This window comes from Vannielia litorea (assembly GCF_018424695.1).
GTDB classification, from domain to species: Bacteria; Pseudomonadota; Alphaproteobacteria; order Rhodobacterales; family Rhodobacteraceae; genus Vannielia; species Vannielia litorea_A.
In genome coordinates this window covers 1-25282 of record NZ_QTNQ01000062.1, presented here as the reverse complement: position 1 = coordinate 25282, position 25282 = coordinate 1, and the positions used below count along the sequence as shown (strand labels likewise).

The 25282-nt window shown below is 67.5% G+C and carries 24 protein-coding genes and 1 pseudogene; 9 read left to right on the top strand and 16 right to left on the bottom strand.

What is annotated here, in order from left to right:
• Window positions 1–146: 146 nt before the first annotated feature.
• The 5 genes from DYI42_RS17495 to DYI42_RS17475 all read right to left on the bottom strand — a co-directional run bounded on the left by DYI42_RS17495 (window position 147) and on the right by DYI42_RS17475 (window position 5062).
• Window positions 147–2573 carry a hypothetical protein gene (locus DYI42_RS17495; RefSeq protein ID WP_213547575.1) on the bottom strand — a complete coding sequence of 809 codons (2427 nt, stop codon included), beginning with the start codon at window positions 2571–2573 and terminating at the stop codon, window positions 147–149.
• Window positions 2570–3439, bottom strand: coding sequence for a flagellar motor stator protein MotA (motA, locus tag DYI42_RS17490; RefSeq protein WP_213547574.1), 870 nt, complete (start codon window positions 3437–3439; stop codon window positions 2570–2572). Before motA ends, DYI42_RS17495 begins: the two co-directional genes overlap by 4 nt.
• Before the next feature lie 85 nt (window positions 3440–3524).
• Entirely contained in the window at window positions 3525–4178 is a 654-nt protein-coding gene (locus DYI42_RS17485) for a MotE family protein (protein WP_244867997.1), read from the bottom strand.
• Complete coding sequence (locus DYI42_RS17480) at window positions 4178–4543, bottom strand: hypothetical protein (protein WP_213547572.1); 366 nt, start codon at window positions 4541–4543, stop codon at window positions 4178–4180. The genes DYI42_RS17485 and DYI42_RS17480 overlap by 1 nt, the downstream gene beginning before the upstream one ends.
• 9 nt (window positions 4544–4552) lie before the next feature.
• Window positions 4553–5062: a flagellar basal body-associated FliL family protein gene (locus DYI42_RS17475; protein WP_213547569.1), complete on the bottom strand. Its 510-nt coding sequence runs from the start codon at window positions 5060–5062 to the stop codon at window positions 4553–4555.
• A 126-nt stretch (window positions 5063–5188) separates the two neighbouring features.
• Here DYI42_RS17475 and fliF point away from each other — a divergent pair, with 126 nt between their 5' ends.
• The 4 genes from fliF to fliP are packed head-to-tail and all read left to right on the top strand — an operon-like array spanning window position 5189 to window position 8477.
• Entirely contained in the window at window positions 5189–6838 is a 1650-nt protein-coding gene (gene fliF, locus DYI42_RS17470; RefSeq protein ID WP_213547567.1) for a flagellar basal-body MS-ring/collar protein FliF, read from the top strand.
• Entirely contained in the window at window positions 6835–7428 is a 594-nt protein-coding gene (locus DYI42_RS17465; protein WP_213547565.1) for a hypothetical protein, read from the top strand. The genes fliF and DYI42_RS17465 overlap by 4 nt, the downstream gene beginning before the upstream one ends.
• Before the next feature lie 3 nt (window positions 7429–7431).
• Window positions 7432–7707, top strand: coding sequence for a FliM/FliN family flagellar motor switch protein (locus tag DYI42_RS17460; protein ID WP_213547563.1), 276 nt, complete (start codon window positions 7432–7434; stop codon window positions 7705–7707).
• Window positions 7708–7751: 44 nt separating this feature from the next.
• Complete coding sequence (gene fliP, locus DYI42_RS17455; RefSeq protein WP_213547561.1) at window positions 7752–8477, top strand: flagellar type III secretion system pore protein FliP; 726 nt, start codon at window positions 7752–7754, stop codon at window positions 8475–8477.
• Window positions 8478–8759: 282 nt separating this feature from the next.
• On the opposite strand, the gene DYI42_RS17450 is transcribed toward fliP, so the two are convergent.
• From DYI42_RS17450 to DYI42_RS17425, 6 genes are all read right to left on the bottom strand, one after another.
• Window positions 8760–9863, bottom strand: a complete 1104-nt coding sequence (locus DYI42_RS17450; protein WP_213547559.1) for a flagellar basal body P-ring protein FlgI — start codon at window positions 9861–9863, stop codon at window positions 8760–8762.
• A complete protein-coding gene (locus tag DYI42_RS17445; RefSeq protein ID WP_213547557.1) occupies window positions 9863–10870 on the bottom strand; it encodes a flagellin in 1008 nt (335 codons plus the stop codon). The genes DYI42_RS17450 and DYI42_RS17445 overlap by 1 nt, the downstream gene beginning before the upstream one ends.
• Before the next feature lie 13 nt (window positions 10871–10883).
• Entirely contained in the window at window positions 10884–12329 is a 1446-nt protein-coding gene (gene flgK, locus DYI42_RS17440) for a flagellar hook-associated protein FlgK (RefSeq protein WP_213547555.1), read from the bottom strand.
• Window positions 12330–12366: 37 nt separating this feature from the next.
• Window positions 12367–13671 carry a flagellar hook protein FlgE gene (locus DYI42_RS17435; RefSeq protein WP_213547554.1) on the bottom strand — a complete coding sequence of 435 codons (1305 nt, stop codon included), beginning with the start codon at window positions 13669–13671 and terminating at the stop codon, window positions 12367–12369.
• 114 nt (window positions 13672–13785) lie between these two features.
• Window positions 13786–14637, bottom strand: a complete 852-nt coding sequence (locus tag DYI42_RS17430) for a flagellar motor protein MotB (protein ID WP_213547553.1) — start codon at window positions 14635–14637, stop codon at window positions 13786–13788.
• Between the two features lie 94 nt (window positions 14638–14731).
• Window positions 14732–16111: a phosphomannomutase gene (locus DYI42_RS17425; RefSeq protein WP_213547552.1), complete on the bottom strand. Its 1380-nt coding sequence runs from the start codon at window positions 16109–16111 to the stop codon at window positions 14732–14734.
• A gap of 158 nt (window positions 16112–16269) precedes the next feature.
• Here DYI42_RS17425 and DYI42_RS17420 point away from each other — a divergent pair, with 158 nt between their 5' ends.
• Entirely contained in the window at window positions 16270–17292 is a 1023-nt protein-coding gene (locus DYI42_RS17420) for an aspartate-semialdehyde dehydrogenase (RefSeq protein WP_213547551.1), read from the top strand.
• Window positions 17293–17482: 190 nt separating this feature from the next.
• Window positions 17483–19132, top strand: a complete 1650-nt coding sequence (locus DYI42_RS17415) for a DUF4139 domain-containing protein (RefSeq protein WP_213547546.1) — start codon at window positions 17483–17485, stop codon at window positions 19130–19132.
• A gap of 194 nt (window positions 19133–19326) precedes the next feature.
• Here DYI42_RS17415 and DYI42_RS17410 read toward each other — a convergent pair whose 3' ends face one another.
• Both DYI42_RS17410 and DYI42_RS17405 read right to left on the bottom strand, forming a co-directional pair.
• Window positions 19327–19770, bottom strand: coding sequence for a hypothetical protein (locus DYI42_RS17410; RefSeq protein WP_213547545.1), 444 nt, complete (start codon window positions 19768–19770; stop codon window positions 19327–19329).
• An 80-nt stretch (window positions 19771–19850) separates the two neighbouring features.
• Window positions 19851–20504, bottom strand: coding sequence for a carbonic anhydrase (locus DYI42_RS17405; protein ID WP_213547544.1), 654 nt, complete (start codon window positions 20502–20504; stop codon window positions 19851–19853).
• 238 nt (window positions 20505–20742) lie between these two features.
• Between DYI42_RS17405 and DYI42_RS17400 the strand changes: the two genes are divergently transcribed.
• The 3 genes from DYI42_RS17400 to DYI42_RS17390 all read left to right on the top strand — a co-directional run bounded on the left by DYI42_RS17400 (window position 20743) and on the right by DYI42_RS17390 (window position 23438).
• A complete protein-coding gene (locus DYI42_RS17400) occupies window positions 20743–21123 on the top strand; it encodes a hypothetical protein (RefSeq protein ID WP_213547543.1) in 381 nt (126 codons plus the stop codon).
• Between the two features lie 111 nt (window positions 21124–21234).
• A complete protein-coding gene (locus tag DYI42_RS17395; RefSeq protein WP_213547542.1) occupies window positions 21235–22617 on the top strand; it encodes a leucyl aminopeptidase family protein in 1383 nt (460 codons plus the stop codon).
• A complete protein-coding gene (locus tag DYI42_RS17390) occupies window positions 22614–23438 on the top strand; it encodes a C40 family peptidase (RefSeq protein ID WP_213547541.1) in 825 nt (274 codons plus the stop codon). The genes DYI42_RS17395 and DYI42_RS17390 overlap by 4 nt, the downstream gene beginning before the upstream one ends.
• Window positions 23439–23545: 107 nt before the next feature.
• On the opposite strand, the gene DYI42_RS17385 is transcribed toward DYI42_RS17390, so the two are convergent.
• From DYI42_RS17385 to DYI42_RS17375, 3 genes and pseudogenes are all read right to left on the bottom strand, one after another.
• Window positions 23546–24361 (bottom strand): zinc-dependent peptidase, encoded by an 816-nt coding sequence (locus DYI42_RS17385; protein ID WP_213547540.1) that lies wholly within the window; start codon window positions 24359–24361, stop codon window positions 23546–23548.
• A gap of 12 nt (window positions 24362–24373) precedes the next feature.
• Window positions 24374–24718, bottom strand: a complete 345-nt coding sequence (locus tag DYI42_RS17380) for a DUF2794 domain-containing protein (protein ID WP_213547533.1) — start codon at window positions 24716–24718, stop codon at window positions 24374–24376.
• A gap of 260 nt (window positions 24719–24978) precedes the next feature.
• A pseudogene (locus DYI42_RS17375) lies at window positions 24979–25282 on the bottom strand (DNA polymerase Y family protein); the annotation flags it as partial.

Here is a 25282-nt window from a genome sequence, read left to right as displayed (position 1 = left end):
GGGTGGAGAGGGTGGGGCCGAGTCCGCGGGGCGGAATGCTGGGGCCACCTTCTGGCGGGAGATTGGGTGTCATGTCAGATCGCAGTTCTGGCTAATCCTGTGTGAGGTCAGGCTAAGGCAGCGCGGTTACTATTTGGTTTCCGCCGTCAGGTTCCCGGCGCGGCATCCGCCGGGGAGTCAACCGGAGCAACCGCACCCGTGGCGGACGACTTTTCTTCCAGCAGGGTTTCGATCGCGGCGCGCCGGCTGCGAATCTGCTCGAGCAGGTCATGGGCGCCCGAAAGGCTCGGTTCACCCGGGGCGGCAGGGGCCGTTTCAGGGCTGGTGGCCTCGGTGAAGCCGGCCTCTGTCTCGCTGCCCGATTCGCGGATCGCCTCGGCATCGCCGCTGGCCCAGGCCGCGCGGCGGGCTGCGGCCTCGTCACCGGCGACGCGGCTCAGGGTGTGGGCGCTGTCATGCTCGCCGAGCCGCGCCAGGAGCGCAGCGCGCAACGCGTCGCTCTCAGGGCCCTGCAACCCGGCGAGCGAGGCAAGCGCGCGTTCGGTCCGGCCCAGTGCCATCAGCGCGCGCACACGCATGAGCCGGTAGTCATCTTCGGGCGGCAGGCCCTCGGATTGCGCGAGGGCCTGCTCGGGAAACCCGAGCTCCAGAAGCCGCTGCGCCAGGGCAAACCCGGTGGGTGCGCTCACCTCGGCGCCGAGGCTGGCCTGCGCCGGGTTGAACAGCATGCGCAGGAAGATCTCGTCGGAGGCGTTCTCGGCGAGGAGCGCGGCGGTGGCATCGCGTGCGCCGGGCAGCCGATCGGGCGGCGCGCCCTCGGGCATCGCAGCGGCGCGCGCCAGGGTGTCGAAGGCGCGGGCGAAGGCCCCATCGCGCGCCAGCGCGGGGGCCAGGCCGATGAGAAGGGCGCGGGCAAGCGGCGTGCCCCGGTGTTCGAAAATGAGCGCCTCGGCGAGGTCGACCTGGTCGGGGCGCAGCACCTGACCGCGCAGGTTGGCCAGGCGGATCACCTCGACCAGCGCTTCGGGGGCCTCGGCATCGTTGCTCTCGGCGACGTCCTCGAAGAGCGCGGCGGCGGCCTCGCGGCTTTTCTCCGAGGGCGCGCCCGCCCCACCGGCCCCCACTTCGCCGCGTTCGGCCAGCGCGGCCTGCAGCAACTGGAAGCCGGTGCCATGCGCGCCGTCGACGCGCGACAGCGAATCGCGCAGGCTCGCGGCGAGCTCCTCATGGCCGCGGGCCAGGAGCGCCTGCGCGACGCGGGGCACAAGCCAGCGGCGCAGGTGCAGGGGCAGGTCCGACGCCGCCGCAGCGATGGCGCGGCTGGTCTTCTCGTTGAGCGCGGAAGGCACTGGGGAGACGAGTACGGCCCAGAAGCTTGCAGGCCCCGGGCAGCCGATCTGGCCGCTGAGCGCCTGGCCCGCCTGTTCCGGCGTGTCATCCAGGGCAGCGGCGAGGGCGAGGTAGAGCGGGGCCTCGGGCGCCTCCGCGAGAAAGGCCAGGGTCACCTGTCGTGCCTCGGCCCCGAAGCCGAGGTAGAGGTAAGAGCGCACGAGCGCCCCGGCGGCCACGGCATCGGGCGCGTCGAACTCCCGCAAGAGCACCTGGCGCGCGTTGGCGATCAACTCATGCGGCGCTTCCTCCGGTTCGGCGGAGAGGAAGGCGAATGCGCCGGGGGGCAGGCAGGCTTCGCGGGCGTCGTCCGGCGGCGGGGGCGCATCGGGCGCGGCGCGATCCACCCCGGTGATCGCATCGACGTTCTCGCCCGGGTGGTTGCTGGGGGGCGTGCCAGCCTCGGGCTGGTTCACCCCACCTTCGGCCCCGGCATGATCGGGGTTCGGCTCGACCATGCCCTGGGAGCCGGCGCGGGCGAGTTGCTTGAGCAATTCGGCCTCGATCTCGGCGATCCGGCGGCGCTGCTCGGCCTCGGCAAAGGCATCCGTGACCTCGCGGTCTTGGCGGTTAGGCGGACGGCGTTCAGGCGGGGCGCGCCGGGAGTCGCGAGCGGGCAGGGTGACCTGCCTGTCATAGCGGCGGCGCAGCTCGTCCGAGTGCAGCGGCGGCAGTGCGCCGGGGGCCACCACGGCGGGGTGCGCGGCAGGCTGCTGCGTGGGTGCGGGCGTGGATTCAGGCGGCGCATCAGGAGCGTCAGCCGCCACCGGCTCATCGAGCGGGGCATCGAAAGGGTGTCCCTCCGGCGCGGGGCCATCCGTGATGTCGATCACCACGATCCGCTCGCCGATCTGGAAGGCTGCGGCATGGCAGTCGCAGGTGGAGGCGATGGAAAGACGGCTGCGTGCAGGGTCGAAGGTAAGGTCGCGAATACGGCTGCGCGGGATCAGCTCGAAGGCGCCGGTGAGATCGAGGCGGATGTCGGGGCGGGCAAGCTCCAGCCCGTAGCCCTCGGCGGTGCGGCCGACCTTCCAGTTGGACGGGCGGGCGAGCACCATGGCGATGCGTGTGAAGCTCTCATGCTCCCCGGTCAGCACCCGCACGGTTTCGGCCCTGGCCGGCAGCGCAGCCAGCCAGGCCAGCGCTGCCAAAAAGACCGCCGCCCGGCGCATTCGCGCGCTCATGCGGCCTCCGATTTCAGGTTCTTGAGCGCCTCCTCCAGCTCGGAGAAGCTCGGGCGGCAGTGGCCCGGCGTATTCTGGCGACCGACCTCGATGCAGATGTTGGTGGCGTGCTGATGCAGGTTCGCCACCAGCACCTCGCGGATAAGCTGATAGAAATGCGCGTCTTCCTCGATCACCGCCTTCATCTTCGAGGCGAAGGGCCCGACGATGCCATAGGCGAGGAACACGCCGAGGAAGGTGCCGACCAGCGCGCCGCCGATCAGCTTGCCGAGAATTTCCGGCGGCTGGTCGATCGAGCCCATCGTCTTGATCACCCCCAGCACCGCGGCCACGATTCCGAGCGCGGGCAGGCCATCGGCCATGGATTGCATCGCGTGGGAGGAGTGCATGTTGTGGTGCATATTGGCCGACATCCGCTTTTCCAGCACCTCCTCGACCTGGTTCGGATCATCGTAATTCATCGAGGCGGAGCGGAGTGTGTCGCAGATCAGCTCGATCGCCTCCTTGTCGGCGAGGATCTTCGGGTAGCGCGAGATGATCGCACTTTCTGCCGGGTTCTCGATGTGCTCTTCCAGCGCCACCGGGTTTTGCCGTGCAAGGCGGATCAGCTCGAACAGCAGGCAGAGCAGATCCTGGTAGTCGTGATGCCCCCAGTGCGGGCCCTTGAACACCTTCTTGATGTCCTTGAGCGTGTGCTTGATCGAGGCCATGTCATTGGCCAGGACGAAGGCGCCCACGGCGGCGCCGCCGATCATCGTCATCTCGAAGGGCAGCGACTTGAGGATGATTCCCATCTTGCCGCCGGCGGCGAGATAGCCGCCGAAGACCATCACGAAGATGATGATGATACCGACAATACCGATCATATTCTGCTCGCCCTTGCTCTTCGTCGGGCTTTCGCCCGCGCCTCTTGTCGCATCCTGCGGTTAATTTTCTCTGAGGCCGCGCCGCCTATTCGGTGGGTACAGCCCCGTTGCGCCCGGCGAGGATGAGCGACAGCGTGTAAGCCGCCTTCGGCTCCATCCCGGCCAGCACCGCAGCCGCGCGTTCTGGCTGCATCCGACCGAGGAAACCGGCGGCGAAGATCGGGTCCATCTCGGTAAACAGCGCGGCGGCTTCCTTGGGCTTCATCACCTCATACATGCGGGTGAGCTTGGCGAGGTCGCTCTCGGCAGCTCCGTCGGCCAGCGCAAGGGTCGCTTCCAGCTCGGTCTCCGCCTCGCGCAGCGCGGCCATTTCGCGCGCGATCTCTTCGCGGGCCCGTTGCAGGGCAAGCAGTTCGTCCCGGACCGCGGCCTCCCGCTCTTCCACGGCGGTTTCTCGGGCCTGAAGGGCCGTGAGCAACCCGGTGATCTCCGGCGCAGGCTCGCAGCCTGCGACGACCGGCGTCTCCTCGCCGGAGGCTCCACCCATACGGTCGGCCACCTCGCGGGCAATCGCCGCGCCGCTGCCGCCGCCGAGCCGCAGCACGGCAGAGGCGATGAGCAGAACCGCCAGCGTGGTCAGCACGCTGCGACCCAACCTTCTCCCCAGGCGACGGCGCGGTTTGCGGCCCTGCGCAGCCGCCTTGCGCGGGGCCTTCGCGGGCTTCGTCCCCCGTGCCATCAGGCGGCCTCCCGTTCCTCGCTGCGCGCCGGACGCCGCCGGCGCGTGACCTTTGGTCGCGGCCCGGATTCATCGGGCTCTGGCAGGTCGTGCATCGAGGCCAGAAGAATCTCCAGCCGGGCGGCGGTGTCCTCGGCCCGCGCGGTCAGCTCGGTAAGCTGCGAGACGCTCCCGGTGGAGGCCTTGCGCGCCTCCGCCAGCGCCTTGGTCAGATCATCGACCTGCACGGAGAGCACCGCCACGGCGCCGCCCATCCCGCCTTCGAGATCGGTGAATCGCGACAGGCGCCGCGACAGCACGAGACAGTAGATACCGGCGCCGATGGCCCCGGCCGCCATGAGAACATCTGCAATCAGGGTAATCATCGGGCCCTCCTAGTTCACCACGAATTCGGTCACGAGAAGATCGCGCACGCGGCCCTCGCCGGTGACGATCTGGATTCGGCGGAGCATTTGTGCGCGCAGGCTCATCAAAGCGCTCGGGCGCTCGATCTCGGCCACGTCGACGGCCCGGAGATAGGTGTTGAGCACATCGAGGATGCGCGGCATCAGCAGCGTCACCTCCTCCTGCTTGCCCGGCGCCACTTCCAGCTCGGCCCGGAACCGCAGATGGGCCGAGCGCCCGTCGGCGCGCATCGCAATGATGATCGGCTCGAGCGGCACGAAGGCGACCGGTTCCAGCGGGCCGGCCACCATCTCTTCGGCGTGCTCTTCTTCACCATGGGCGTCCGCGCCGCCGCCGAGCATGCCCGAGAAGGTGGCAAAAAACGCCCCTCCGCCGCCTCCCAGCATGAGAATCACCCCCAGGATGAGCGGAAGTTTCGACTTCTTCTTCGGGGCTTCGCCCTCTTCTCCGGCCGCTTCGGCGCCGTCTTCCTCGGCCATGACTGGGGTTCTCCTGAACAAATCGGTCAATCCGTTCATAGACCGAATGTGGCTAACCGATTGTTAAGGCGGATGCGCGATTTAGGGGGAGACGGGCAGAAGCCCCGATGACGGCGGAGAACACGCGTGCAGAACCTTTTGGATACCTGGAATGGCCTCGATGCCCGGCGCAAGCTCACCGTGCTGGTGGCGACGGTGGCGATGTTTGCGGCGGTTCTGGCGCTGAGCCGGATGGCCACGGCCCCGGGCATGACGCTGCTCTACGCCGGGCTGGAACCCGCCGCTGCCGGCGAGGTTGTCACCTCGCTCGATCAGCGCGGTGTGGCCTACGAGGTGCGTGGCGGCGCGATCTATGTCGATTCGGCCCGGCGCGATGAGCTGAGGATGACGCTCGCGGGCGAAGGGCTGCCGGCCAATGGTGGGCAAGGCTATGAAATCCTTGATGGATTGTCGGGCTTTGGGACCACCAGCCAGATGTTCGACGCCGCCTACTGGCGCGCCAAGGAGGGCGAGTTGGCCCGGACGATTCTCGCCTCGCCCCGGGCGCGGGCGGCGCGGGTGCACATCTCCAACCCGGCCACCCATGGCTTCGGGCGCGATACGGCGGCCTCTGCCTCGGTCGCGGTGACCGCGACCAATGGGCGGGTCACCCCGGCGGAGGCCAAGGCCTTCAAGTTCCTCATCGCCAGCGCGGTGGCCGGGCTCACGCCCGACGGCGTATCGGTGATCGACGGGGCCAGCGGTGCGGTGGTTGCAGCCGATGACGCGATGGGTGATCCGGCGGGCGAGGAGCGCGCCGAGGGGTTGCGCCGCAACGTGCAACGGCTGCTTGAAGCCCATGTCGGGCCGGGCAACGCGGTGGTGGAAGTGTCGGTGGAAACCCAGACAGACCGCGAGCAGATCATCGAGCGGCGATTCGACCCCGACGGGCGCGTGGCGGTGAGTTCGGAAACCGAGGAGCGCTCGAACAGCGCCAGCGGCACCAATCCGGCGGCTGTCACTGTGGCCTCCAACCTGCCCGATGGCGAGGCCGGGGCGAACGCGGGCGAAAGCCAGAGCCAGGAAACCTCCACGCGGGAGCGCACCAACTTTGAAGTGTCTGAAACCCAAAGGGAACTCCTGCGTAGCCCCGGCGCGGTGAAGCGCCTGACAGTGGCCGTTCTGGTGGATGGCATTCGGGGCGAAGACGCCAGTGGCGAGCCCACCTGGGCGGCGCGCAGCGATGAGCAACTGGAGGCGCTGCGCGAACTCGTGGCCAGCGCGGTGGGTTTTGACGAGGCCCGGGGCGACCAGATCACCATCAAGTCACTGGAGTTCGAGCCGGTCGCCCAGGTCGGCACGGCGGCGGGCGGCTCGCTGCTGGACCGGCTCAACATCATGACGCTGATCCAGCTTGCCATCCTCGCTCTGGTGACCCTTGGCCTCGGGCTCTTCGTGCTGAAACCGGCGCTGACGGCCCGGGCGCTGCCTGCGCCGGACGACACGCCGGTGGCCGCCCTGCCGCCCGGCGCGCCGGCGGACGCATCTTCCGATCTGGATGATATTCCCATGCCGGACGCCCTGACCGGCGAGATCGATGACAGCGACATAGAGCTGCCCGACCTTGCCGTGGTGAACGATTTCGACGTCTCCGGGGTGCCGGGCATGGAGGGCTTCGGGAGCGGCGGCAGTGACGACCCGGTGGCGCGGCTGCGCAACATGATCGAGGAGCGCCAGGACGAGACGATCGAGATCCTGAAGGGCTGGATGGAAGAGGATGAGGAGGCCCGGGCGTGAGCAAGGGTGGAATCAGGCTGGAGGAATTCGGCGCTGCGCCGAAGGCCCCGCGTGAGAGGACGGTGGGCGAAAGCACTCTCGCCGAGGCCCAGCTAGCCTCTTTCGACAAGGGCTACCGGGAAGGCTGGGAAGATGCCGCTCGCGCACATGCCGAGGAGCAGAAGGCCATCGGCGCCGACCTGGGCCGCGCGCTCGACGACATGAGCTTCACCTATCACGAGGCGCGCCGGGCGATGCTGGGCGAGATGCAGGCCCTGCTCGAGGGGATCCTCGACAAGGTGCTGCCCCGGGCGGTGCAGGGCAGCCTCGGGCCGATGATTCTGGAGCGGATCGAGGCGGCGGTGAAGGCGCGCAGCGAGGTCTCCGTCGAAATCACCGTCGCGCCCGAGAACATGCCCCGCGTAGAGCCTCTGCTGCAGGGTGAGGCGACCATTCCGGTGCGTCTCGCCGAAGAACCGAGCCTGGGGCCCGGCCAGGCCGTGCTGCGCTTTGCCAGCGCCGAGGAAATCATCGACCTCGACGCGGTGCTTGCGGGCATCACCGACGTGATCGAGGGCTTTTATGAGGGTCAGGCGACCCGGGAAGGATGAGACATGAGCGAGGAAACGCAGGCCAGGGCAAACCCCTTCACGCAGGTGCCGGTGGAAATCACGGTGGCCGTGGGCAAGGCCCGACCGCGCGTGTCGGAGCTTCTGAAGCTGGGCCCCGACGCGGTGCTGCCGCTCGATCGCAGGGTGGAGGACCCGGTGGAGCTCTACGTGGGCGACAAGCTGATCGCCCGTGGCGAGCTGACAGAGGCCGAGGAGGGCCAGCCCGGCCAGCTCGCGGTGCGGCTGACAGAGGTGGCCGACCTGAAGGGCGGCCTTTGAGGGCGACGGGTCGGTTGGGCGTGCCATGGCTGCGACGCTGGTCGATGCGGCTCGCCTGCCTGTCGGTGGCGCTCCTGCTGCTTGCAGCGCCTGCGGCCGCCCAGGAGATTTCGGTGGATCTCGGCGATGGCACGGGCGCGTTGACAAATCAGACGATCGGCCTCTTCGCCCTCATCACCATCCTCAGCCTCGTGCCGGGAATCGCGGTGATGATCACCTGTTTCCCCTTTATCGTCACCGTGCTCTCGATCCTGCGGCAGGCCATCGGGCTTCAGCAGTCGCCGCCCAACATGCTGATCGTGTCGCTGGCGCTGTTCCTGACGTATTTCATCATGGACCCGGTCTTGCAGGAGGCCTGGGCCAGCGGCGTAAAGCCGCTGCTGGATGAGCAGATTCCCGTGGGCGAAGCCTTCACCAACACCATGGCGCCGTTCCGGGTGTTCATGGCCGCGCGGGTGGATCCGGAGACCTTCGGCACGCTTAACGAGCTGCGCGAAGGCGTGGCGGCGAGCACACCACCGGGCGAGGCGCCGCTATCGCTTCTGGTGCCCTCGTTCCTGCTGAGCGAGGTGGAGCGGGCCTTTCAGATCGGCTTCCTGATTTTCCTGCCGTTCCTCATCATCGATCTCGTCGTCGCCGCAGTGCTGATGTCGATGGGGATGATGATGGTGCCGCCCGCGATCGTCTCGCTGCCGTTCAAGCTGGCCTTCTTCGTGGTCGCCGATGGCTGGGCGCTGATCTCAGGTGCGCTGGTGCGCAGCTATTTCTGACCTGTTTGCTGCCGATCGTCGGTGGAGGCACGAAGGCATCTTCGACGCCTTCATTCCACTGGAGCCGGACGCGGCCTATCCCTTTCTCCTGGCGGTGCTCCTGCTCCTTCGTGTCGGCCGTGGCGGAAGGCAAATCCGCCTCCGCAGGTGCGGCCAGTCGCGTTGTCGTGCTCGATCCGCCCGGTGTCAACGCAGGGCGGGGTGAAACTGCTCGTGGGCCTCGCTGCGCTCGGCAGTGAGGCCTCTTCGCGGTGCTCATCGGCCGATCCGCAGCCTGGCACCCTACCGGACGATGAAATCGGCGTGGAGGGCGCCCGCGGCCTTGATGCTCTTGAGGATGTCGATCATGTCGCGCGGGGACACCCCCAGTGCATTCAGCCCAGCAACCACTTCTGAGAGCGATGTGCCTCCGGCGACCTCGGCCAGCCCGATCCCGGGCTCTTCGTTGATTTCGGCCGTCGTGTTGGGCAGCACAACCGTTTCCCCCGGGGCGAATGGGTTGGGCTGGACGGCGATGGGTTGCTCCTCGATGCGGATCGTCAGGTTGCCCTGGCTGACGGCGACCCGGCTGATGCGGACGTCCTCCCCCATCACGATGGTGCCCGATCGCTGGTCAACCACGACCATCGCACGGCGCTGCGGCTCGACCGCGATGTTCTCGATCCGGCCGATCACATGGGCAGGCGAGCGGGTGCCGGCCGCGGCGATATCGACCTGCACCGTGCCGGCATCGAGCATGCGTGCAATGGGGCGACCGAAGCTGGCATTGATTGCGGCTTCGATCCGGCCGGCGGTTGTGAAATCCTGCGTCCGCAAGGCCAGGCGTATGCTGCGCAGCTGGGTGAAATCAAAGGGCACCTCGCGCTCCACCCGCGCGCCGGAGGGCACGGTGCCGGCGGTGGGCACGCCCTGGGTGACGGTGGCGCCCTCGCCCTCGGCGCTGGCTCCGCCGGCGATGATGGTGCCCTGTGCGACGGCGTAGATCTGCCCGTCGGCGGCAGTGAGCGGCGTCATCACCAGGGTGCCACCGAGCAGGCTCTTGGCATCGCCGATGGCGGAAACCGTCACGTCGATCTGGGAGCCGGCCCGGGCGAAGGGCGGCAGGGTGGCGGTGACGAAGACGGCGGCCACGTTCTTGGGTCGAAACTGCTCGCCGGTGACGTTCACGCCGAGCCGCTCCAGCATGTTCTGCATGATCTCCTCGGTGAAGGGCGCATTGCGCAGCCCGTCGCCGGAGCCGTTGAGGCCGACGACGAGGCCGTAGCCGACGAGATCGTTGCCGCGCACCCCGTCGAATTCGACGAGATCCTTGATGCGGACCGGTGTGGCATGAACCGTGCTGGCAAGCGTCAGCGCGAGGAGACAGGCGAGGAAAGTGCGAAGCATCAAAGGTAATTCACCAGGCTTAGGGACTGCATTCTGGCAGTCATCGCGTAGATGGTTTCGAGTTGGGTTTGCACCTGTTGCAGGCGCGAGGCGGTCTCGTAGGGATCGACCTCCAGAAGGCCGGCGCGGGTGAGGGTGAGGGCCGAGGTCTCGGCCGCGCGGGCGGTATCGGCTTCCTCGATCAGCTCCTCGACGGTGCCGAGGCGCGCCCGGAGCTGGGTGAGGCCGGACTCGCCCTCTGTCAGGATCTCGCCGGCCCGCTGGAGCAGTTCGGCGCGGCCTTCGACATCTCCCGCCAGCGCGCCATCGGCCACGAGGCCGGCCAGGGCGATGCCCTTCAGCGTGTCGCGCAACTCGGAATCGAAGGCGGTGAAGCCGAGGTCGGCAGAGACATCCTGGCCGATATCCACGGGATCGAGCGGGGTGGTGGAGCCAAGGTAGACCGTGGTTTCAAAGCCGCCGCCGGGATCGAACCAGGCATCGACTGCCGTCATCAGGCTCGCCACGTCGGTGGCGCCTGCGGTGGCGGCGGTGAGCCCGGCCATGAAGGTTGAGGCATCGGCTACGGCGGGGCCGCTCACATCTTCGCCCGCGAAGACGCTGCGACCGCCGAATTCGGTGTTGAGCGCAGAGAGCACGGGCTGAAGGCGCGCTGCCGTATCGGCGGCGGCGGTGCCGATCAACTCGGGCTGGGCGGCCTGACTGGCGTTGAGCAGGTTGGAGGCGCTGTCGGCCCCGAAGGCCGAGATCGTCTGGTAGGCGTGCTGCATCACCGCGGCGAAATTGGCGGCCTCGGTGCTGGCGGTTTGGAAGGCGGCGTTGCGCGAGAGCGTCATCTCGATCGAGGTAATCGAGGCGAAATCGCCGCCCACGGCCTCGGCAATGCTGGCCTTGCGGCCCGAGGACAGCTCCTGCGCGAGGCGGTTCATCTCGGCCTTCACGTCGTGGTTGGAGCGGTTCATCTGGAACAGGCGGGCGAGGTCGCCGTGGCCGAGTTGTCGTAGCATCAGGTCAGCCCTTTCAGATGGCCATGATCCGCTGGATCAGTTCGTCGATGGTCTGGATGACCCTGGCGTTGGCGGCGTAGTTCTGCTCGACGATGAGCAGTTGCTGCAGCTCGCGGTCGGTGTCGACACCACCGGCTAGTTCGGTGGCGCGCAGCGTGTCGAAACGGGCCATCTGGTAGCTCATCTCGACCTCGCCCGCATCGCGCGTGGCGGCGAGGCCGGAGAGGAAATCGGCCGCATGGCCGGAGGCGGAACGCGAGAGGCCGGTGGCGGCGGCGGAGGGGGAGGGGCGGCTTTCGTTCAGCCGGTCGGTGAGGGCCTGGAGCAGCGAGGCATTGCCGACGGGGCCGGAGGCCGCGGCGCCGAGCCCGTCGCGCAGGCGCCAGCTATCGCCGCCGCTGTCGGGATCGGCGAGGATGTTGAACTCGAGCCGGGCAGAGAGCCCCTCTTCGTCGGTGGCCAGAAAGGCGGCGCCGCCGTCGGTGAAGAGCCCGGCATCTCCCGCGCCGAGGGTGCCATCGAGCGCCGGATCCTGGAATCTTTCGACAAGATCGCGCGCCATCATGTCGAGGCTGGCCTGGGCCTCCACCGCGATCTCGTCACGCTGGGCGAAGAGGGCGTGGAGGGTTCCGCCCGCGAAGGGCGCGTTGTTGCCATCGGTGCGCACCGCGTTGCCGTTGAGGGTGAGGCCGGAGAGCGCTCCGGAGGCCAGCGTCATGTCGGGCGTGATGAGGTTGACGGAGGAGAAGCCCACCTCGGCGGCGGTGCCCTCCAGCAGGATGCCGCCGGTCGGGGTGAAGAGGGCGACCTTGCCGCCTTCACGCTGGACCTGCCGGACTGGCACGATCTCGGCAATCCCGTCGATCAGCACCTGGCGCTGATCGTGCAGGGCGGCGGCGTCCTGACCGCCGGAACTAGAGTTGAAGATGAGCGCGTTCAGCTCGGCGACCTGCTCAAGCGAGCTGTTGAGCGTGTCGACCATGCGCTTGATCGACTGATCGGCCTCCAGCCGCATGTTCTGGATGCCGTCGGAGATGGTGTCGAATTTCTCGGCCAGTGCCACGCCCGCGCGGGCGGCGGTGTCGAGGCGGGCGGGTACGTCGGGGCGGCTTGCGGCCTCGATCAGCGCGCCCTCGAAGCGGGCATAGGCGGACGTGAGCGCGCTCGCTTCGTCGGGCGCGCCGAGCAGGGCCTCGATACGGATGAGCGCATTGGCGCGGGTTTCGGCCTCGCCCGCAGCGGCCTGGGCCAATCGCCTGTCGCCTATGACCCGCTCGTTCACGTTGCGCTCGATGGCGCCCACCTGGACGCCACCGAGAGGCCGCACGCTGAGGCTCATGCTGCGCCGCCCGTAGCCCTCGGTCAGCGCATTGGCGACGTTGGAGCTGATCAGGTCGGTCGCCCGGCGCGTGGCGTTGAGCCCGGAGAGGGCGGCCGACATGGACGCGGAGAGGGACATGGGAAGCCTCCTTGCGGGTTAGCGGATCAAGTGCCGGTCAGCGCTTGATGTTGGTGGTTTCCTGGAGCATTTCATCGACGGTCTGGATGACCTTGGCGTTCGACGAATAGGCGCGCTGGGTCTGGATCAGGGCCGTCAGCTCACCCGCCACGTCTGTGGCGCTCTCCTCCAGCGCGTAGCTCAGGATATCGCCGGTCGGCCCGTCGGCAGCGTCCCACAGGAAGAAGGAGCCGGAGGCGTTCGAGGTCTGGTAGGTCTGGTTATCCAGCGCGAGCAGCCCGTTGGGATTGGGCAGGTCGACCAGCGGGATCTGGTAGATCGTGCGGGTGATGCCGATATCGAAGGCCGCCGAGAGGAAGCCGTTGGCGTCGATCTCGACCGAGACCATGTTGCCCACAGGCGAGCCGTCCTTGCTGATCGAGGTAGGGGCGAAGCTGTCGGAGAGCTGGGTCATCAGGTTGCCTGACCCGATGGCGCCGATGTTGATATCGATCGGGCCGCCGTCGACGGTGACGGTGAAGATGCCTGTTACGCCGTCATAGGCGCCGCCCGCGCCGGTGAGTGTGACGGCGTCGATGGTGCCGCCGGAGCCGCGCGTATCATCGAAGACCAGCTCGTATTCCCCCACTACGGCGCCGCCGGAGGCGGAATCGGTGATCACCATGTCCCAGGTGTTGGATGAGCCCGATGCCGGGATCTGCGGGGTGAAGGTGATGGAGAGCGACTCGGAGGTGCCCAGGTTGTCGTAATACTCGATAGACAGATCGAGCGGGTCGCCGGAGGCGTCGAAATCGGTTTCCGTCGCAGGCAGGTTCATGCCGAGCTGCATGTTCTCGGTCGGCTCGCCGGCAAACTGGTTCACGTTGATCTGGATCGGCTCCAGCCCGTCGGCTGTGTCACGCGCGAAGTTGGGGATCGAGCCATCGGAATCGGCGGGCCAACCCATGAGAACGAGGCCGGATTCGGTGACAAGGTAGCCATCTGCATTGGTGCGGAAGCTGCCGGTGGTGGCCAGATACATTGGCCTGTCGCCAGTGAGGTTGTTCAGCGAGCTCTCGGTGGTGACGGGTAGGAAGCCGCGGCCGCGCACGGCGAGGTCTGTCGGATTTTCGGTGGAGAGCAGGGCGCCGGGTTGGTCGATGAAGCGCGTGGTCGTCACCCGCACGCCGCCTGCGGAATAGGTGCCGCGCCCGGAGGTGATGACCATGGCGTGGAAATCCGCCACCGCGCGCTTGTAGCCGTTGGTCGCGCTGTTGGCGATGTTGTCGGAGATCGTGGCCAGACGGCTGGCGTTGGCGGCCAGCCCCGCCACACCCGCGTTGAGCGAGGAGGAGATCGTCATGGAAAGCGCCTTTCTGCTGCTGTGAGCCTTTGCTTGGGCTGCTTTATGAAGGCGCGTCCTTAAGGGAGGGCTAACAGATAAAATGCAGAAGGTTTTGCCCCGGTTTTGCCGCAATCAGATGTCGGTGCGCAGCAGAATGAACTCGAGCCGGTTGTTGCGGATCGACATGGGGTTGCCCTCCATCGGCTTGCGGTCGGCGAAGCCGGAGACGCGTTGCAAACGGTCATCTCCAAGCCCGGCCTCGACCAGCAGCCGGTGGCCCGCCGCTGCGCGATCTGCCGAAAGCTGCCAGACCGGGTTGTTGGCCCGCACCACCGGCTCGGAGGCGGTGTGCCCGTTCACCGCGACGGGGTTGGCGGCCAGGTCGAAGACGCGCGCGAGCATCGCGGCGATCTCCACCATGATCCGCGTCGGCTCATCCGTGCCCGGCTTGAAGAGCGGCACGCCCTCGATGTCGAAGACCTCCACGATCAGCCCCTCGTCGGTGACCTTGGTGACGATGTGGCGCAGCGCCTCGCTGGCGGCCATGCTTTCGCCCGACATGGCCATCAGGGCCTGTTCCACATCCTCCAGGTCGACGGATTGGGTGAGGCTTTCTTCCAGCGCGGCGCCCGCCGCGTCGCCCTCCTTGCCGGAGGCCTCGCTGGCGGTGGTCGGGTTTTCGTCGGTGGCGCCGGTGCCGTTTTGCGGCAGGGTCTCTTCGGTAAAAACGCTGTCACCGCCAAAGGCCCCGTCACCGCCGCCGGATACGCGCGAAAGCGGCACGTTGGGGTTGAAATAGTCGGCAATCCCCTTGCGCTGCTTCTCGGTGGTGGCATTCAGCAGCCACATCAGCATGAAGAAGGCCATCATCGCCGTCACGAAATCGGCATAAGCCACCTTCCAGGCGCCGCCATGGTGGCCGTCGCCCGCAATAATCTTCTTCTTCTTGATGATGATCGGACGAACATCGTTTGCGGCAGACATACCACGCCCCTCGATTAAACACCTTTCTTCACCCGCGAGCAGCTTTAGCAGCGGGGCGTGAAGCGGGGCTTAACAGGTAAAATGCGAGGGGAAATCAGGCCGGTTCGCCGGTGTCGCGGATCAGCGCGGAGATCTCGGCCACCTTCTCCTCCAGCAGCGCGCGGTTGGCCCGTGTCTCCACGTTCAGCCGCAGCACCGGTTCGGTGTTGGAGCTGCGCAGGTTTACCCGCCAGTCGTCGAATTCAAGGCTCAGACCGTCGAGCCGGTTGGCATCGAGCGCCTGCTCGGCATAGGCCGTCTCGAAGGCCTGCTTGGCGGCCTCGGGGTCGCGGAGGCGAAAGTTGATCTCGCCGGAGGAGGGGAAGGCGGCGCGCATGTCGGCCACCATCTGAGAAAGCGGCTGGCCTTCCACGCTCATCAACTGGGCGATGGTGAGCCAGGGGATCATGCCGCTGTCACAGTAGTAAAAATCGCGGAAGTAGTGATGGGCAGAAATCTCGCCGCCATAAACCGCATCCTCGCGGCGCATCAGCGCCTTGATGAGCGAGTGGCCGGTGGGCGAGGCAATGGCGGTACCGCCCGCCTGCGCGATGCACTTGCGTGAGTTCCAGGCCACGCGGGTATCATGCACGATGTTGGCGCCGGGATAGAGTTGGAGGAAGCCCTTGGCCAGCAGCGCCACCACGAACTCGCCCTCAACGAAATTGCCGGTCTCGTCGCAGAGAAAGCAGCGATCGAAATCGCCGTCCCAGGCCACGGCCATATCGGCGCCGACCTCTTTCACCCGGTCGGCAGTGGGAGGCTGGTTCTCAGGCAGCAGGGGGTTGGGGATGCCGTTGGGGAAGGTCGCGTCTGGCGTGTGATGCATCCGTTCGAAGGTGAGCGGTGCACCTTTTTCGGCCAATTTTGCAGCGATGGCGTCGAAGCTGGGGCCGGCCACGCCGTTGCCCGCATTCACAAGTATTTTCAGAGGCTTGAGCTTGGAGATGTCGACGAAACTGACGATCTTCTCGGCATAGGCCTCGCGCGTGTCGGCCTCGCTGCGCTGGCCCGGTGTCGCCGCATCGGGCAGATCGGGGCCGCTGCAAAGCTCCTTCAGCCGCTCCATCTCGTCATCGGCCGACAGCGGGCGCGAGCCCTCTGCGACCATCTTGATGCCGTTGTAGTCAATCGGGTTGTGCGAGGCGGTCACCATCAGCCCGCCATCGGCCCCAAGGTGGGAGGTGGCGAAATAGACCTCCTCGGTGCCGACAAGGCCGATGTCGACCACATCCACCCCGCCCGCGATGAGGCCCTGCGTCAGCGCTTCGGTGATCTCGGGGGAGGAGGGGCGAATATCGCGCCCGATCACCGCCGTCTTGCAGCCCAGCACCTCGGCGAAGGCGCGGCCGATCTTGCGGGCGAGCGCGGTATCGAGGTTCACGCCGATCTGGCCGCGGATGTCATAGGCCTTGAAGGCGGAAAGATCTGTCATGGGGGCTCCGGGGGCTGGTGAGATCATTCTGCGATTGCAAAAGGATCGTAGGCAGCCCGCGCGAATTGGCAACCCCGGCGCTGCAAAGGCGGCTTTCCCCTTTAAACGCGCAGCCAAACCCTATATGGCCCCGCAACGTGTAAACAAAGGAGACCCTGATGGGCTATCGCGTCGTCGTCGCCGGCGCCACGGGCAATGTGGGCCGCGAAATGCTGAACATCCTGGCCGAGCGCCAGTTCCCTGTTGATGAGATTGCTGCGCTTGCATCGCGCAAATCTCTCGGCACCGAAGTCTCGTTTGGCGACAAGACCCTGAAAACCCAGGATCTCGACACCTTCGACTTCGAGGGCTGGGACATCGCCCTCTTCGCCATCGGCTCGGACGCCACCAAGAAATACGCGCCCGCCGCCGCCAAGGCGGGCTGCCTGGTGATCGACAACTCCTCGCTCTACCGCTACGACCCGGACATTCCGCTGATCGTGCCTGAGGTAAACGCCGACGCGATCGAGGGCTATGCCAAGAAGATGATCATCGCCAACCCCAACTGCTCGACCGCGCAGATGGTGGTGGCGCTGAAGCCGCTGCACGACCGCGCCAAGATCAAGCGGGTGGTGGTGAGCACCTACCAGTCGGTCTCCGGCGCGGGCAAGGACGGCATGGACGAGCTCTGGGACCAGACCAAGGGCATGTATGTGCCGGGTCAGGAGAAGGCGCCGGAGAAGTTCCAGAAGCAGATCGCCTTTAACGTGATTCCGCAGATCGACGTGTTCATGGAAGACGGCTCCACCAAGGAAGAGTGGAAGATGGTCGTCGAGACCAAGAAGATCATCGACCCCTCGATCAAGGTCACGGCCACCTGCGTGCGCGTGCCCGTATTTGTCGGCCACGCCGAGGCGGTGAACATCGAGACCGAGGAGTTCCTTGACGAGGACGAGGCCCGCGACATCCTGCGCGAGGCGCCGGGGATCATGGTTGTCGATAAGCGCGAGCCGGGCGGCTACACCACGCCGGTGGAATGCGTGGGCGACTTTGCCACCTTCATCAGCCGCATCCGGCAGGACGGCACCATCGACAACGGGCTGAACTTCTGGTGCGTCAGCGACAACTTGCGCAAGGGCGCGGCGCTGAACGCGGTGCAGATCGCCGAGCTCTACGGCCAGCGGATCCTGAAGAAGGGCTGATCGGGAAACGAATTTTCGTACGAAAATTCGTGGGCACGAGAATTTTGCGGGGCCGGTCCAAGGATCGGCCCTTTGCTCTCGTCTCACCTGATGAGCGGCGCCGAGAGAGCGCCGTGACACGCAGCTTGCGTTCGGACGGGCGGAGGAGGATGCTCCGCAGCGAATGCATTTGAGATGAGGTATTTGATCCATGAGATCCCTGTTGTGGGCCACCGCCCTTTCCACCCTTCCAGTCGCAGCCCTTGCGGAAGACTTCCAGGTTGCTGCGCCGGTGAGCGCGGCCACCGTCTACCCGCAGGGGGCCACCGTCACCCGCACGGTACGGGCCGAGGTGCCTGCGGGCGCCCATCGCATCCTCTTCCCGGTGCGCCGCGGGATGTTGGATTATGACCCACCGCGCATCCTGCCCTCGGGCGGCGTTTCGCTGGGGGCGACCCAGCTTCTGACCGGCTATGTGACCGACGCCGAAACCATCTATTCGGAGGCCCAGAGCGCCGCACAGGCCGCGGTGGAGCGCCTTGAAGATCAGGTGACGGGCAAGTCCGACGAGATTGCCCGCGCGCAAGTGGCGCTGGACGGGGCCAATGCCCGGCTGGCCTTTCTGGGCTCGGTGAAGGGCGGGGCGCTGGACGCGATTGACCCCGAGGCGCTGCGCACGGCCGCCGGGCTGATCGGCAGCGAGACGGCCACCGCCCAGCTGGAAAAGCAGCAGACCGAGGAGGAGCTGCGCGATCTCTCCGAGGAGATGGACGTGCTGCGGCGCGCGCTGGCGCAGGCCCGCGCCGACCTTGCCCGCCTGACCCCGCCCGAGGGGCCGGTGGACATGATGGCGGTGTCGCTGGAGGTGGACGCGCCGCAGGAGGTGGTGCTTGAGGTGGTCTATCTCGACGGCAACGCCGCCTGGCGCCCGGATTACGACCTGCGCCTGAGCCGGGGCGACGCGGCCTCGGTTCAGATCGACCGCAAGGCGGTGGTGCAGCAGTACACCGGCGAGCTGTGGGACGAGATCGAGCTTGAGCTTTCCACCGCCGATCCCTTTGCCGGGATCGTGCCCAGCGATCCGCAGCCGAACAAGGCGCAGATCGGCAATGCGGCCTACAAGCGGGCATCGGCAGGCGCCTCCTACGATACTGCGCGTGCGGCGGCCCCTGCGATGGAAGACGAGGTGATGGTGGAAGAGGCCATGCCCATCGTCGCCGGGCTGAAGGTGGAAGGCCTCGCGGTGAGCTATGACTACCCGCGCAAGGTCACGCTCGCCCCCGATGGCGGCGAGGGGCTGCAACTGGCGCTCGACACGGTGACGCTGGACGCCGAGGAGAAGATCGTCGCCGCGCCCCGCTTCGACCAGACCGCCTTTTTGCTGGCCGAGCTGCGCAACACCCTGCCCGAGCCGATCCTGCCGGGGCAAGCCTCGGTCTATCGCGATGGCGTCTTCATCGGGCGCAACGCGGTGCCGCTGATCCCGGCGGGGGCGGAGGAAGAGCTTTCCTTCGGGCCGCTGGAGAGCCTGCGGCTGGAGTGGACGCTGCTGAACAACGACACCGGTGACAAGGGCATCGTCAGCCGCTCCAACACCCGCGAGCAGGCGATGGAGTTCACCGTGGAGAACCTCAGCGACGAGCAGGTGGAGCTGACGGCGATCTACGCGCTTCCCTTCTCCGAGCAGGAAGACCTTGAGCTGGACGTGCGCGCCCGCCCCGCGCCGACGCGGGAAGATTACGAAAAGCGCCGTGGCGTGGGCGAGTGGGACATGGAGCTGGCGCCGGGCGAGAAGAAGCTGGTGCGCATCGATGTGACGCTGGACTGGCCGAGCGGGCCTGAGCTGATCTGGCGTCCGTAAGCGCAGCCATCGAAGTATCGAGCGGCCGGGACGCATGCGTTCCGGCCTTTACTTGCCAACGCGCCCCCTATCCCGCCCCCGGCCGGGGCGTCCGCCACTTGCCGACCCCGACAGGGGCGACCAGCGACCAGGCCGAGCGAAGCGAGGCAATGAGTTGCGGACCCGAGCGAAGCGAGGCCACCGAAAGCCCGCCGTCAGGCGGCGCGCTTCTCCGGTTTGCCCTGGCGGCGCTCCAGCGGCTTGCCGGGGAACTGGCTGGCGAACTTGATCGTCAGGTCCTCCCGACTGACGCCCAGCCGAGTGAGCGGCACCAGCGGTTTCTCCTCGGGCCAGGTACACAGCAGCAGCGGCGGCTGCCCGGTGCGCCCGTTTTCGCCGGGCGCGCGCAGCACGTAGCCCAGCTTGCGCAGCCGCGCCTGCAAGCCCGGCCAGGTCACCGAATCCTCGATGGCCTGCGAGAGGGCGCGGCGCTTGTCGACCACGGCGGGCGGCACCTTCGGCGCCTCCTCGATTTGCGAAAGGATCGCCTCGCGGAGAAACTCCGCAAGGGTCTGGTCCGCCGCGCGGGCTGCGCGGTTGGCCTTGTTGAGGAGCTTGAGCGGCATCCTGAGGGTGAGGTTCATGGCAGGTTGTTTCATGGCCTGCACCATGGCCCAAAACCGGTTAATGCCCGGTTGACCGCCGCTCGAAAATCGGGCCGAAACCCGGCCTCCGCCGTTCAGACCGGCTCAAACACCTTTGCCGTCGGGCTGTAGCCCTCAAGCACGCCCTCGCGAATGTCGAACCACAGCCCGTGCAGGCTCAGCTCTTCGGATTCGATGGCCGACTGCACGAAGGGGAAGCCGATGAGGTTGGAGAGCGATTCGACGACCGCCTCCCGCTCCAGCGCCCGTTTCTGGGCTTCCGGGTCTTCGATGTCCCTCACCCGTTCGAACCCGGGGCGCAGGATATCGAGCCAGCGCCCGATGAAGCTGCTCTTCTCTTCCAGCTCCGGCATCTTGCCCGAGCACATATCGAGGCAGCCCGCAACGCCGCCGCAGTTGGAGTGGCCCACCACGATGAGATGTGCCACCTTCAGCACCGTCACGGCATATTCGATCGCCGCCGAGGTGCCGTGCGGGTCGCCATCGGGCTCGAAGGGGGGCACGAGGTTGGCGATGTTGCGATGCAGGAAGATGTCGCCGGTCTGTGCGCCGAAGAGCTCGTTCACGTTCACTCGGCTGTCACAGCAGGCGATCACCATCATCGGCGGGCGCTGCCCCTCGTCGGCCAGGCGGCGATACCAGCTCTTGTTTTGCTCGTAGCGCGTGGCCTTCCAGCCCTCGTAGCGGCTGACGAGGTAATCCGGCAGCGGTTTGACCAGCCTTTCCATGATGTTCACCCTTCTGTCGCGTCCGGCTTTTCTAAAGCACATTCCCCCTCGCGGTGGAAGAGCACCTGCTGCGCTGCCGCCTTCGGCCTTCTGGGCCACAATGTGGCGTGCGCGGGGCCGGGCTGCGACTTTTACCTGAATCCTGAGGTATTTGGCCCGCGGGCCCTAACCTATTGTTCAGTCCTTGGCACCATGTTGCGCCCTGCGAAGATCTGGGGTGTGAAGAGAGGTGCGAGACATGGCCCATGTATGCGTTCTGCATGTTGAAGACGAAATCCGGCTCGATCCTGACCGGCTCGGGACACTCTACTACCAGTTGGGCGACCAGGGCGCGGAAGATGTCGTGTGCCGCGCGATGGAAGAACTGGCGGTGCGGCTTGCCGACGTCGATGCCCGCTACCGGGCGCTGGAGTGGGATGAGGTGGCGCGGCTCTCGCGCAGCCTGATCTCGATCGCCGAGCAGATCGGCATGGTCGGTCTTGCCCGGGTTGCGGGCGATGTGGCGCAGGCGGCCCGCAGCCGCGACTTTGCCGCTATCGGGGCCACGCTGGCCCGGCTTGGCCGCATCGCCGACCGTTCGCTCACCGAGGTGTGGGACGCGCAGGATCTTTCGGTCTGATCCTGCGCTGATCGGGGCCCGGTGCAGGCCGGGTCGCGCGGGCGCGGCGCCGGGCTTCCGGCGGCGGAAAGGTTGCTCTAGTCTGGCGGCAAATCGTCAGACGGAGCCCCCATGTATTCCACCCCCTTGCCGAGATTCGCCCCTTCAGATGCCAAGGCCTGCCCGGTTTGGGCCATCGGCCCGGAGGGGTTGGGCGAGCTGCCCGAGGCAGCGGCCGAATGGGCCGGGGCCACGGGCTTCAAGGGCGGCCCGAGCGAGGTTTGTCTCGTGCCCGGTGAGGATGGCGCGCTGGGCGCCGTGCTGCTGGGCCTCGGCCCGGAAGCCGGCCGCGACCGGCGGCGGCTCGTCACCGGCGACTTGCCCGCCCGATTGCCGGAAGGCGCCTACGCTCTGGCGGGCGACTGGGACGCGCGCGATGCGCAAGAGGCGGCGCTGGGCTTTCTCTTCGGCGCCTACCGCTTCACCCGCTACGTGCCGGGCGAGGCCCCCAAGGCGCAGCTCGTCTGCCCCGAGGGCGTAGACGGCGCGCAGCTGGAGGCCATCGCGGCGGGAGAATTCCTGACCCGCGATCTCATCAACACCCCTACCTCCGACATGGGGCCGGAAGCGCTGGAAGATGCCTTCATGGCGCTCGCCGCCGAACAGGGGGCAACGGCCAGCGCAGTGCGGGGCGACGACCTGCTGGCGCAGAACTTCCCGATGATCCACGCGGTGGGCCGTGCCAGCGCCGAGGCCCCGCGCCTGCTGGACATGCGCTGGGGCGAGGACGGCCCCGCGCTGACGCTGGTGGGCAAGGGAGTGTGCTTCGACACCGGCGGGCTCAACCTGAAGCCCGGCGCCTCGATGGGCCTGATGAAGAAGGACATGGGTGGCTCGGCCACGGTGCTTGGCCTGGCGCGGATGATCATGGCGCTGGGGCTGAAGCTGCGGCTGCGGGTGCTGGTCCCGGCGGTGGAAAACTCGGTGTCGTCCAACAGCTTCCGCCCGCAGGACATCCTGACCTCGCGCAAGGGGCTGACGGTGGAGATCAACAACACCGACGCCGAGGGGCGGCTGGTGCTGGCCGATGCGCTGACGCTGGCGGGCGAGGAAAACCCCGACATGATCGTGAGCTTTGCCACGCTCACCGGCGCGGCGCGGGTGGCGGTGGGCGATGACATCTCACCCTTCTTCACCGGCAACGCGGCGCTGGCCGATGCGCTCACGGAGGCGGCGCAAGAGGTGGCAGACCCGGTCTGGCGGCTGCCCTTCCACGCGCCCTACGAGCCGCGCATCGAGCCGGGTATTGCGGACCTCGACAATGCGCCCAAAGGCGGCATGGCCGGGGCGATCACGGCGGCGCTCTTCCTGCGCCGCTTCGTGCCCGAGGGCGCGGATTACACCCATTTCGATATCTACGGCTGGCAGCCTAGCCCCGCGCCGGGCCGCCCGAAAGGCGGCGTCGGCATGGGCGCACGGGCGCTGCTGGCTGCCCTCCCGAAAGTGCTGAAATGAAGCTCGATCGCCGCCTGACCCCCGCCAACGCCCGCGTCGCCGCCTCGGCCCTGAAAGGGCTGGTGGAGGCGGAGGCCTATGTGGAGGGCGAGGCGGCCTGCATCCGTGCCCCGCTCACCGATATCTGCCGCGATCCGGCGGGCGACCGGGAGCGTCAGTTGCTGATGGGCGCGCGCGTTGTGGTCTATGAGCGGGTGGCGGGCTGGGCCTTCATCCAGGCTGCCGCCGATGGCTACGTGGGCTATGTGCCCGAGGCCGCGCTGGGCTCGGTGGTGGCCCCGACCCACCGGGTGAGCGCCCGGCAGAGCCACCTCTACCCAGAGGCGAGCATCAAGGTGCGGGAAAAGGCTGCGCTATCCTTCGGCGCGCAGGTGGAGGTGACGGGGCAGGAGGGCGATCTTTGCGAAACGCCGGGCGGGTTCATCCCGGTGCAGCACCTGGTGGAGATCGGCACGCGGACGCCCCGTCTCGATGTCGCGCGGCTCTTTCTGGGCACGCCTTACCTCTGGGGCGGCAACTCGGGCGCGGGGATAGACTGCTCGGGGCTGGTGCAGGCGGCGCTGCGGGCCGAGGGGCACGATTGCCCGGGCGACAGCGACATGCAGGAGGATGCTCTGGGCGAGGCCATGGCGCTGGATGCGCCAGTGGCACCCGGAGACCTGTTCTTCTGGTCCGGCCATGTGGCGATGGCGCTGGACGCGGAAAACCTTATCCATGCCACCGGGCATTTCATGAGCACGGTGATCGAGCCGCTGGTGCCTGCGCTGGTGCGGATCGAGGCCGCGGGGTATCCGCTGCGGTCACGGCGGCGGGTGGGATAGCAATCGGTCTGAAGCAAAGTCATCCTCGGGCCTGCCCCGAGGATCCCCCGGCTAAGAGGCCGTCGGCTCGGGCCCGAGGTCGACGGCGAGATGTGGCGAGGGCTGTCTCAGCCCCAGGCCACCGGATCGAGTTTGAACAGCGTCGAAAGCTGGGCGTAAACCTCGGGTTCTTCCTCCATCAGCGCGGCGGGCTGCTCGAAGAAGACCTCCACCGCGACGGCGAAGAACTCCTCGTGGCCCTCGTAGCCGTAGGGGTCGATCACACCACGCTCGCCGCGCTCCGTCCTCTCGCACAGCCGCTCGTAGGCCCCGGTAAACACCCGCGCCCATTCGGCAAAGCTCTGGCCCCGCGCCAAGACCGGCGCGCCATCGGCCCGACCGGAGAGGTCGTCGACCTGATGGGCGAACTCGTGGAGCACCACGTTGTGCCCGTCATGCGCATCCGCCGCCCCGGCCTCGGAATGCGCCCAGCTCAGGATCACCGGGCCGCGCGCCCAGCTTTCACCTGTGCGCACCGTTTCCTGCTCGGTCACGACGAAGCCGTTGTGGCTGGCCCGGCGCGAGCGAAAGGCCCCGGGGTAGACGAGGATGGTGCGCAGGTTGACGAACCACGTGTCGGTGTTCACCACCAGCAGGCAGGCCTGCGCGGCGATGGAAAGGCGCATCTCCTCCGTCACCTCCAGCCCGCCCCGGCCATGAAATTCCACCTGGTCGAGAAACAGGTTCACCCGGCCCTCCAGCGCACGGGCCAGATCGGGCGGCAGGCGGCGGGTTATCGGCACCTTCGCGGCCACCACCGCGCGTTGCGCCTCGGTCAGCGGGGTCTGCAACAGCCGGGCGCGGGCGTGGCGACGCAGGAGCCGATGCGCGCCCCAGGCGAGTGCGGCCAGCGCCATGAGGCCGAGAACGATGAGGGTGGGCATCCTGGCGGTGCGTTACTCGACGGCGCGGATCAGCTTGCGCTCCAGCACGCGCAGCACCGTCTTCAGGTCATGCCCGCGCTTCAGCACCTGTCCGTCCATCCCGATCACCGCGTACATGCCCTGCTTGGTGCGCAGGCGTGGGCGCTTCTCGATGCGGTAGAGCGGATGCTCAGCGGTGCGCCGGAAGATCGAGAACACGGCCACGTCGCGCAGGCTGGAGATGCCGTAATCGCGCCATTCGCCAGCGGCGACGAAACGACCATAGAGACCAAGGATGAGCGAAAGTTCGGGGCGCTGGAAAGCGACCGGCTCACTCGCGCGATTGCCGGGAAATGGCGTGGGCGACTGCACGTTCATGAGAATTAGAGTGGGGGCAAGCGCGCGCAAAATCAAGCGTCTCGAAAATGCCGCAAAATCGCCGTCGCCCCGTCGCTGGCCCATCCTCAGCGCGCCGCGATCGGCTGTCACCAAGTCCGACATGCAACGGGCCCCTGGCTCGACCCCGGTGGGGTGACCTCATAGCCCCCACCCAGTTGCCCCATCGGGGTGCATCACCTTAGTGCCCGTCGGCTTGCCCGGCGGGCCTTTTCTTTTCCGGCGCCGGTTCAGGCGCCCGCTCAGGCAAAGGTGCCATGGCAAAACCAGCCGCCCGGCACGGCGGCCCCATGCGCGTAATACAGCCAGAGCCGGGCGCCGCAGGCGGTTTCGACCTGCCAGTAATCGCGCTGTCCGCTGCGCCAGGCGGGCTCGTCCAGCCACCACTCGGGGGCAATCCGCTCGGGCCCGGTGGCATGGGCGGTGGCAAAGCGGCGGCGGCGCCAGCGGAAGGCCAGCGGCAGGGCGGCAGGCGTGGCCCCGGCGGCGCCCTCGGGGCTGACGATCTCGGGGCTAAACATCACCAGCGGCCGCGGGCGCTCGGGG

What these genes read in the sequence shown, in the direction of transcription:
- DYI42_RS17495 (WP_213547575.1), bottom strand. Translation starts at nt 2,573, where the DNA reads ATGAGCGCGCGAATGCGCCGGGCGGCGGTCTTTTTGGCAGCGCTGGCC.
- motA (WP_213547574.1), bottom strand. Translation starts at nt 3,439, where the DNA reads ATGATCGGTATTGTCGGTATCATCATCATCTTCGTGATGGTCTTCGGC.
- DYI42_RS17485 (WP_244867997.1), bottom strand. Translation starts at nt 4,178, where the DNA reads ATGGCACGGGGGACGAAGCCCGCGAAGGCCCCGCGCAAGGCGGCTGCG.
- DYI42_RS17480 (WP_213547572.1), bottom strand. Translation starts at nt 4,543, where the DNA reads ATGATTACCCTGATTGCAGATGTTCTCATGGCGGCCGGGGCCATCGGC.
- DYI42_RS17475 (WP_213547569.1), bottom strand. Translation starts at nt 5,062, where the DNA reads ATGGCCGAGGAAGACGGCGCCGAAGCGGCCGGAGAAGAGGGCGAAGCC.
- DYI42_RS17460 (WP_213547563.1), top strand. Translation starts at nt 7,432, where the DNA reads ATGAGCGAGGAAACGCAGGCCAGGGCAAACCCCTTCACGCAGGTGCCG.
- fliP (WP_213547561.1), top strand. Translation starts at nt 7,752, where the DNA reads ATGCGGCTCGCCTGCCTGTCGGTGGCGCTCCTGCTGCTTGCAGCGCCT.
- DYI42_RS17450 (WP_213547559.1), bottom strand. Translation starts at nt 9,863, where the DNA reads ATGCTTCGCACTTTCCTCGCCTGTCTCCTCGCGCTGACGCTTGCCAGC.
- DYI42_RS17445 (WP_213547557.1), bottom strand. Translation starts at nt 10,870, where the DNA reads ATGCTACGACAACTCGGCCACGGCGACCTCGCCCGCCTGTTCCAGATG.
- flgK (WP_213547555.1), bottom strand. Translation starts at nt 12,329, where the DNA reads ATGTCCCTCTCCGCGTCCATGTCGGCCGCCCTCTCCGGGCTCAACGCC.
- DYI42_RS17435 (WP_213547554.1), bottom strand. Translation starts at nt 13,671, where the DNA reads ATGACGATCTCCTCCTCGCTCAACGCGGGTGTGGCGGGGCTGGCCGCC.
- DYI42_RS17430 (WP_213547553.1), bottom strand. Translation starts at nt 14,637, where the DNA reads ATGTCTGCCGCAAACGATGTTCGTCCGATCATCATCAAGAAGAAGAAG.
- DYI42_RS17425 (WP_213547552.1), bottom strand. Translation starts at nt 16,111, where the DNA reads ATGACAGATCTTTCCGCCTTCAAGGCCTATGACATCCGCGGCCAGATC.
- DYI42_RS17420 (WP_213547551.1), top strand. Translation starts at nt 16,270, where the DNA reads ATGGGCTATCGCGTCGTCGTCGCCGGCGCCACGGGCAATGTGGGCCGC.
- DYI42_RS17415 (WP_213547546.1), top strand. Translation starts at nt 17,483, where the DNA reads ATGAGATCCCTGTTGTGGGCCACCGCCCTTTCCACCCTTCCAGTCGCA.
- DYI42_RS17410 (WP_213547545.1), bottom strand. Translation starts at nt 19,770, where the DNA reads ATGAAACAACCTGCCATGAACCTCACCCTCAGGATGCCGCTCAAGCTC.
- DYI42_RS17405 (WP_213547544.1), bottom strand. Translation starts at nt 20,504, where the DNA reads ATGGAAAGGCTGGTCAAACCGCTGCCGGATTACCTCGTCAGCCGCTAC.
- DYI42_RS17400 (WP_213547543.1), top strand. Translation starts at nt 20,743, where the DNA reads ATGGCCCATGTATGCGTTCTGCATGTTGAAGACGAAATCCGGCTCGAT.
- DYI42_RS17395 (WP_213547542.1), top strand. Translation starts at nt 21,235, where the DNA reads ATGTATTCCACCCCCTTGCCGAGATTCGCCCCTTCAGATGCCAAGGCC.
- DYI42_RS17390 (WP_213547541.1), top strand. Translation starts at nt 22,614, where the DNA reads ATGAAGCTCGATCGCCGCCTGACCCCCGCCAACGCCCGCGTCGCCGCC.
- DYI42_RS17385 (WP_213547540.1), bottom strand. Translation starts at nt 24,361, where the DNA reads ATGCCCACCCTCATCGTTCTCGGCCTCATGGCGCTGGCCGCACTCGCC.
- DYI42_RS17380 (WP_213547533.1), bottom strand. Translation starts at nt 24,718, where the DNA reads ATGAACGTGCAGTCGCCCACGCCATTTCCCGGCAATCGCGCGAGTGAG.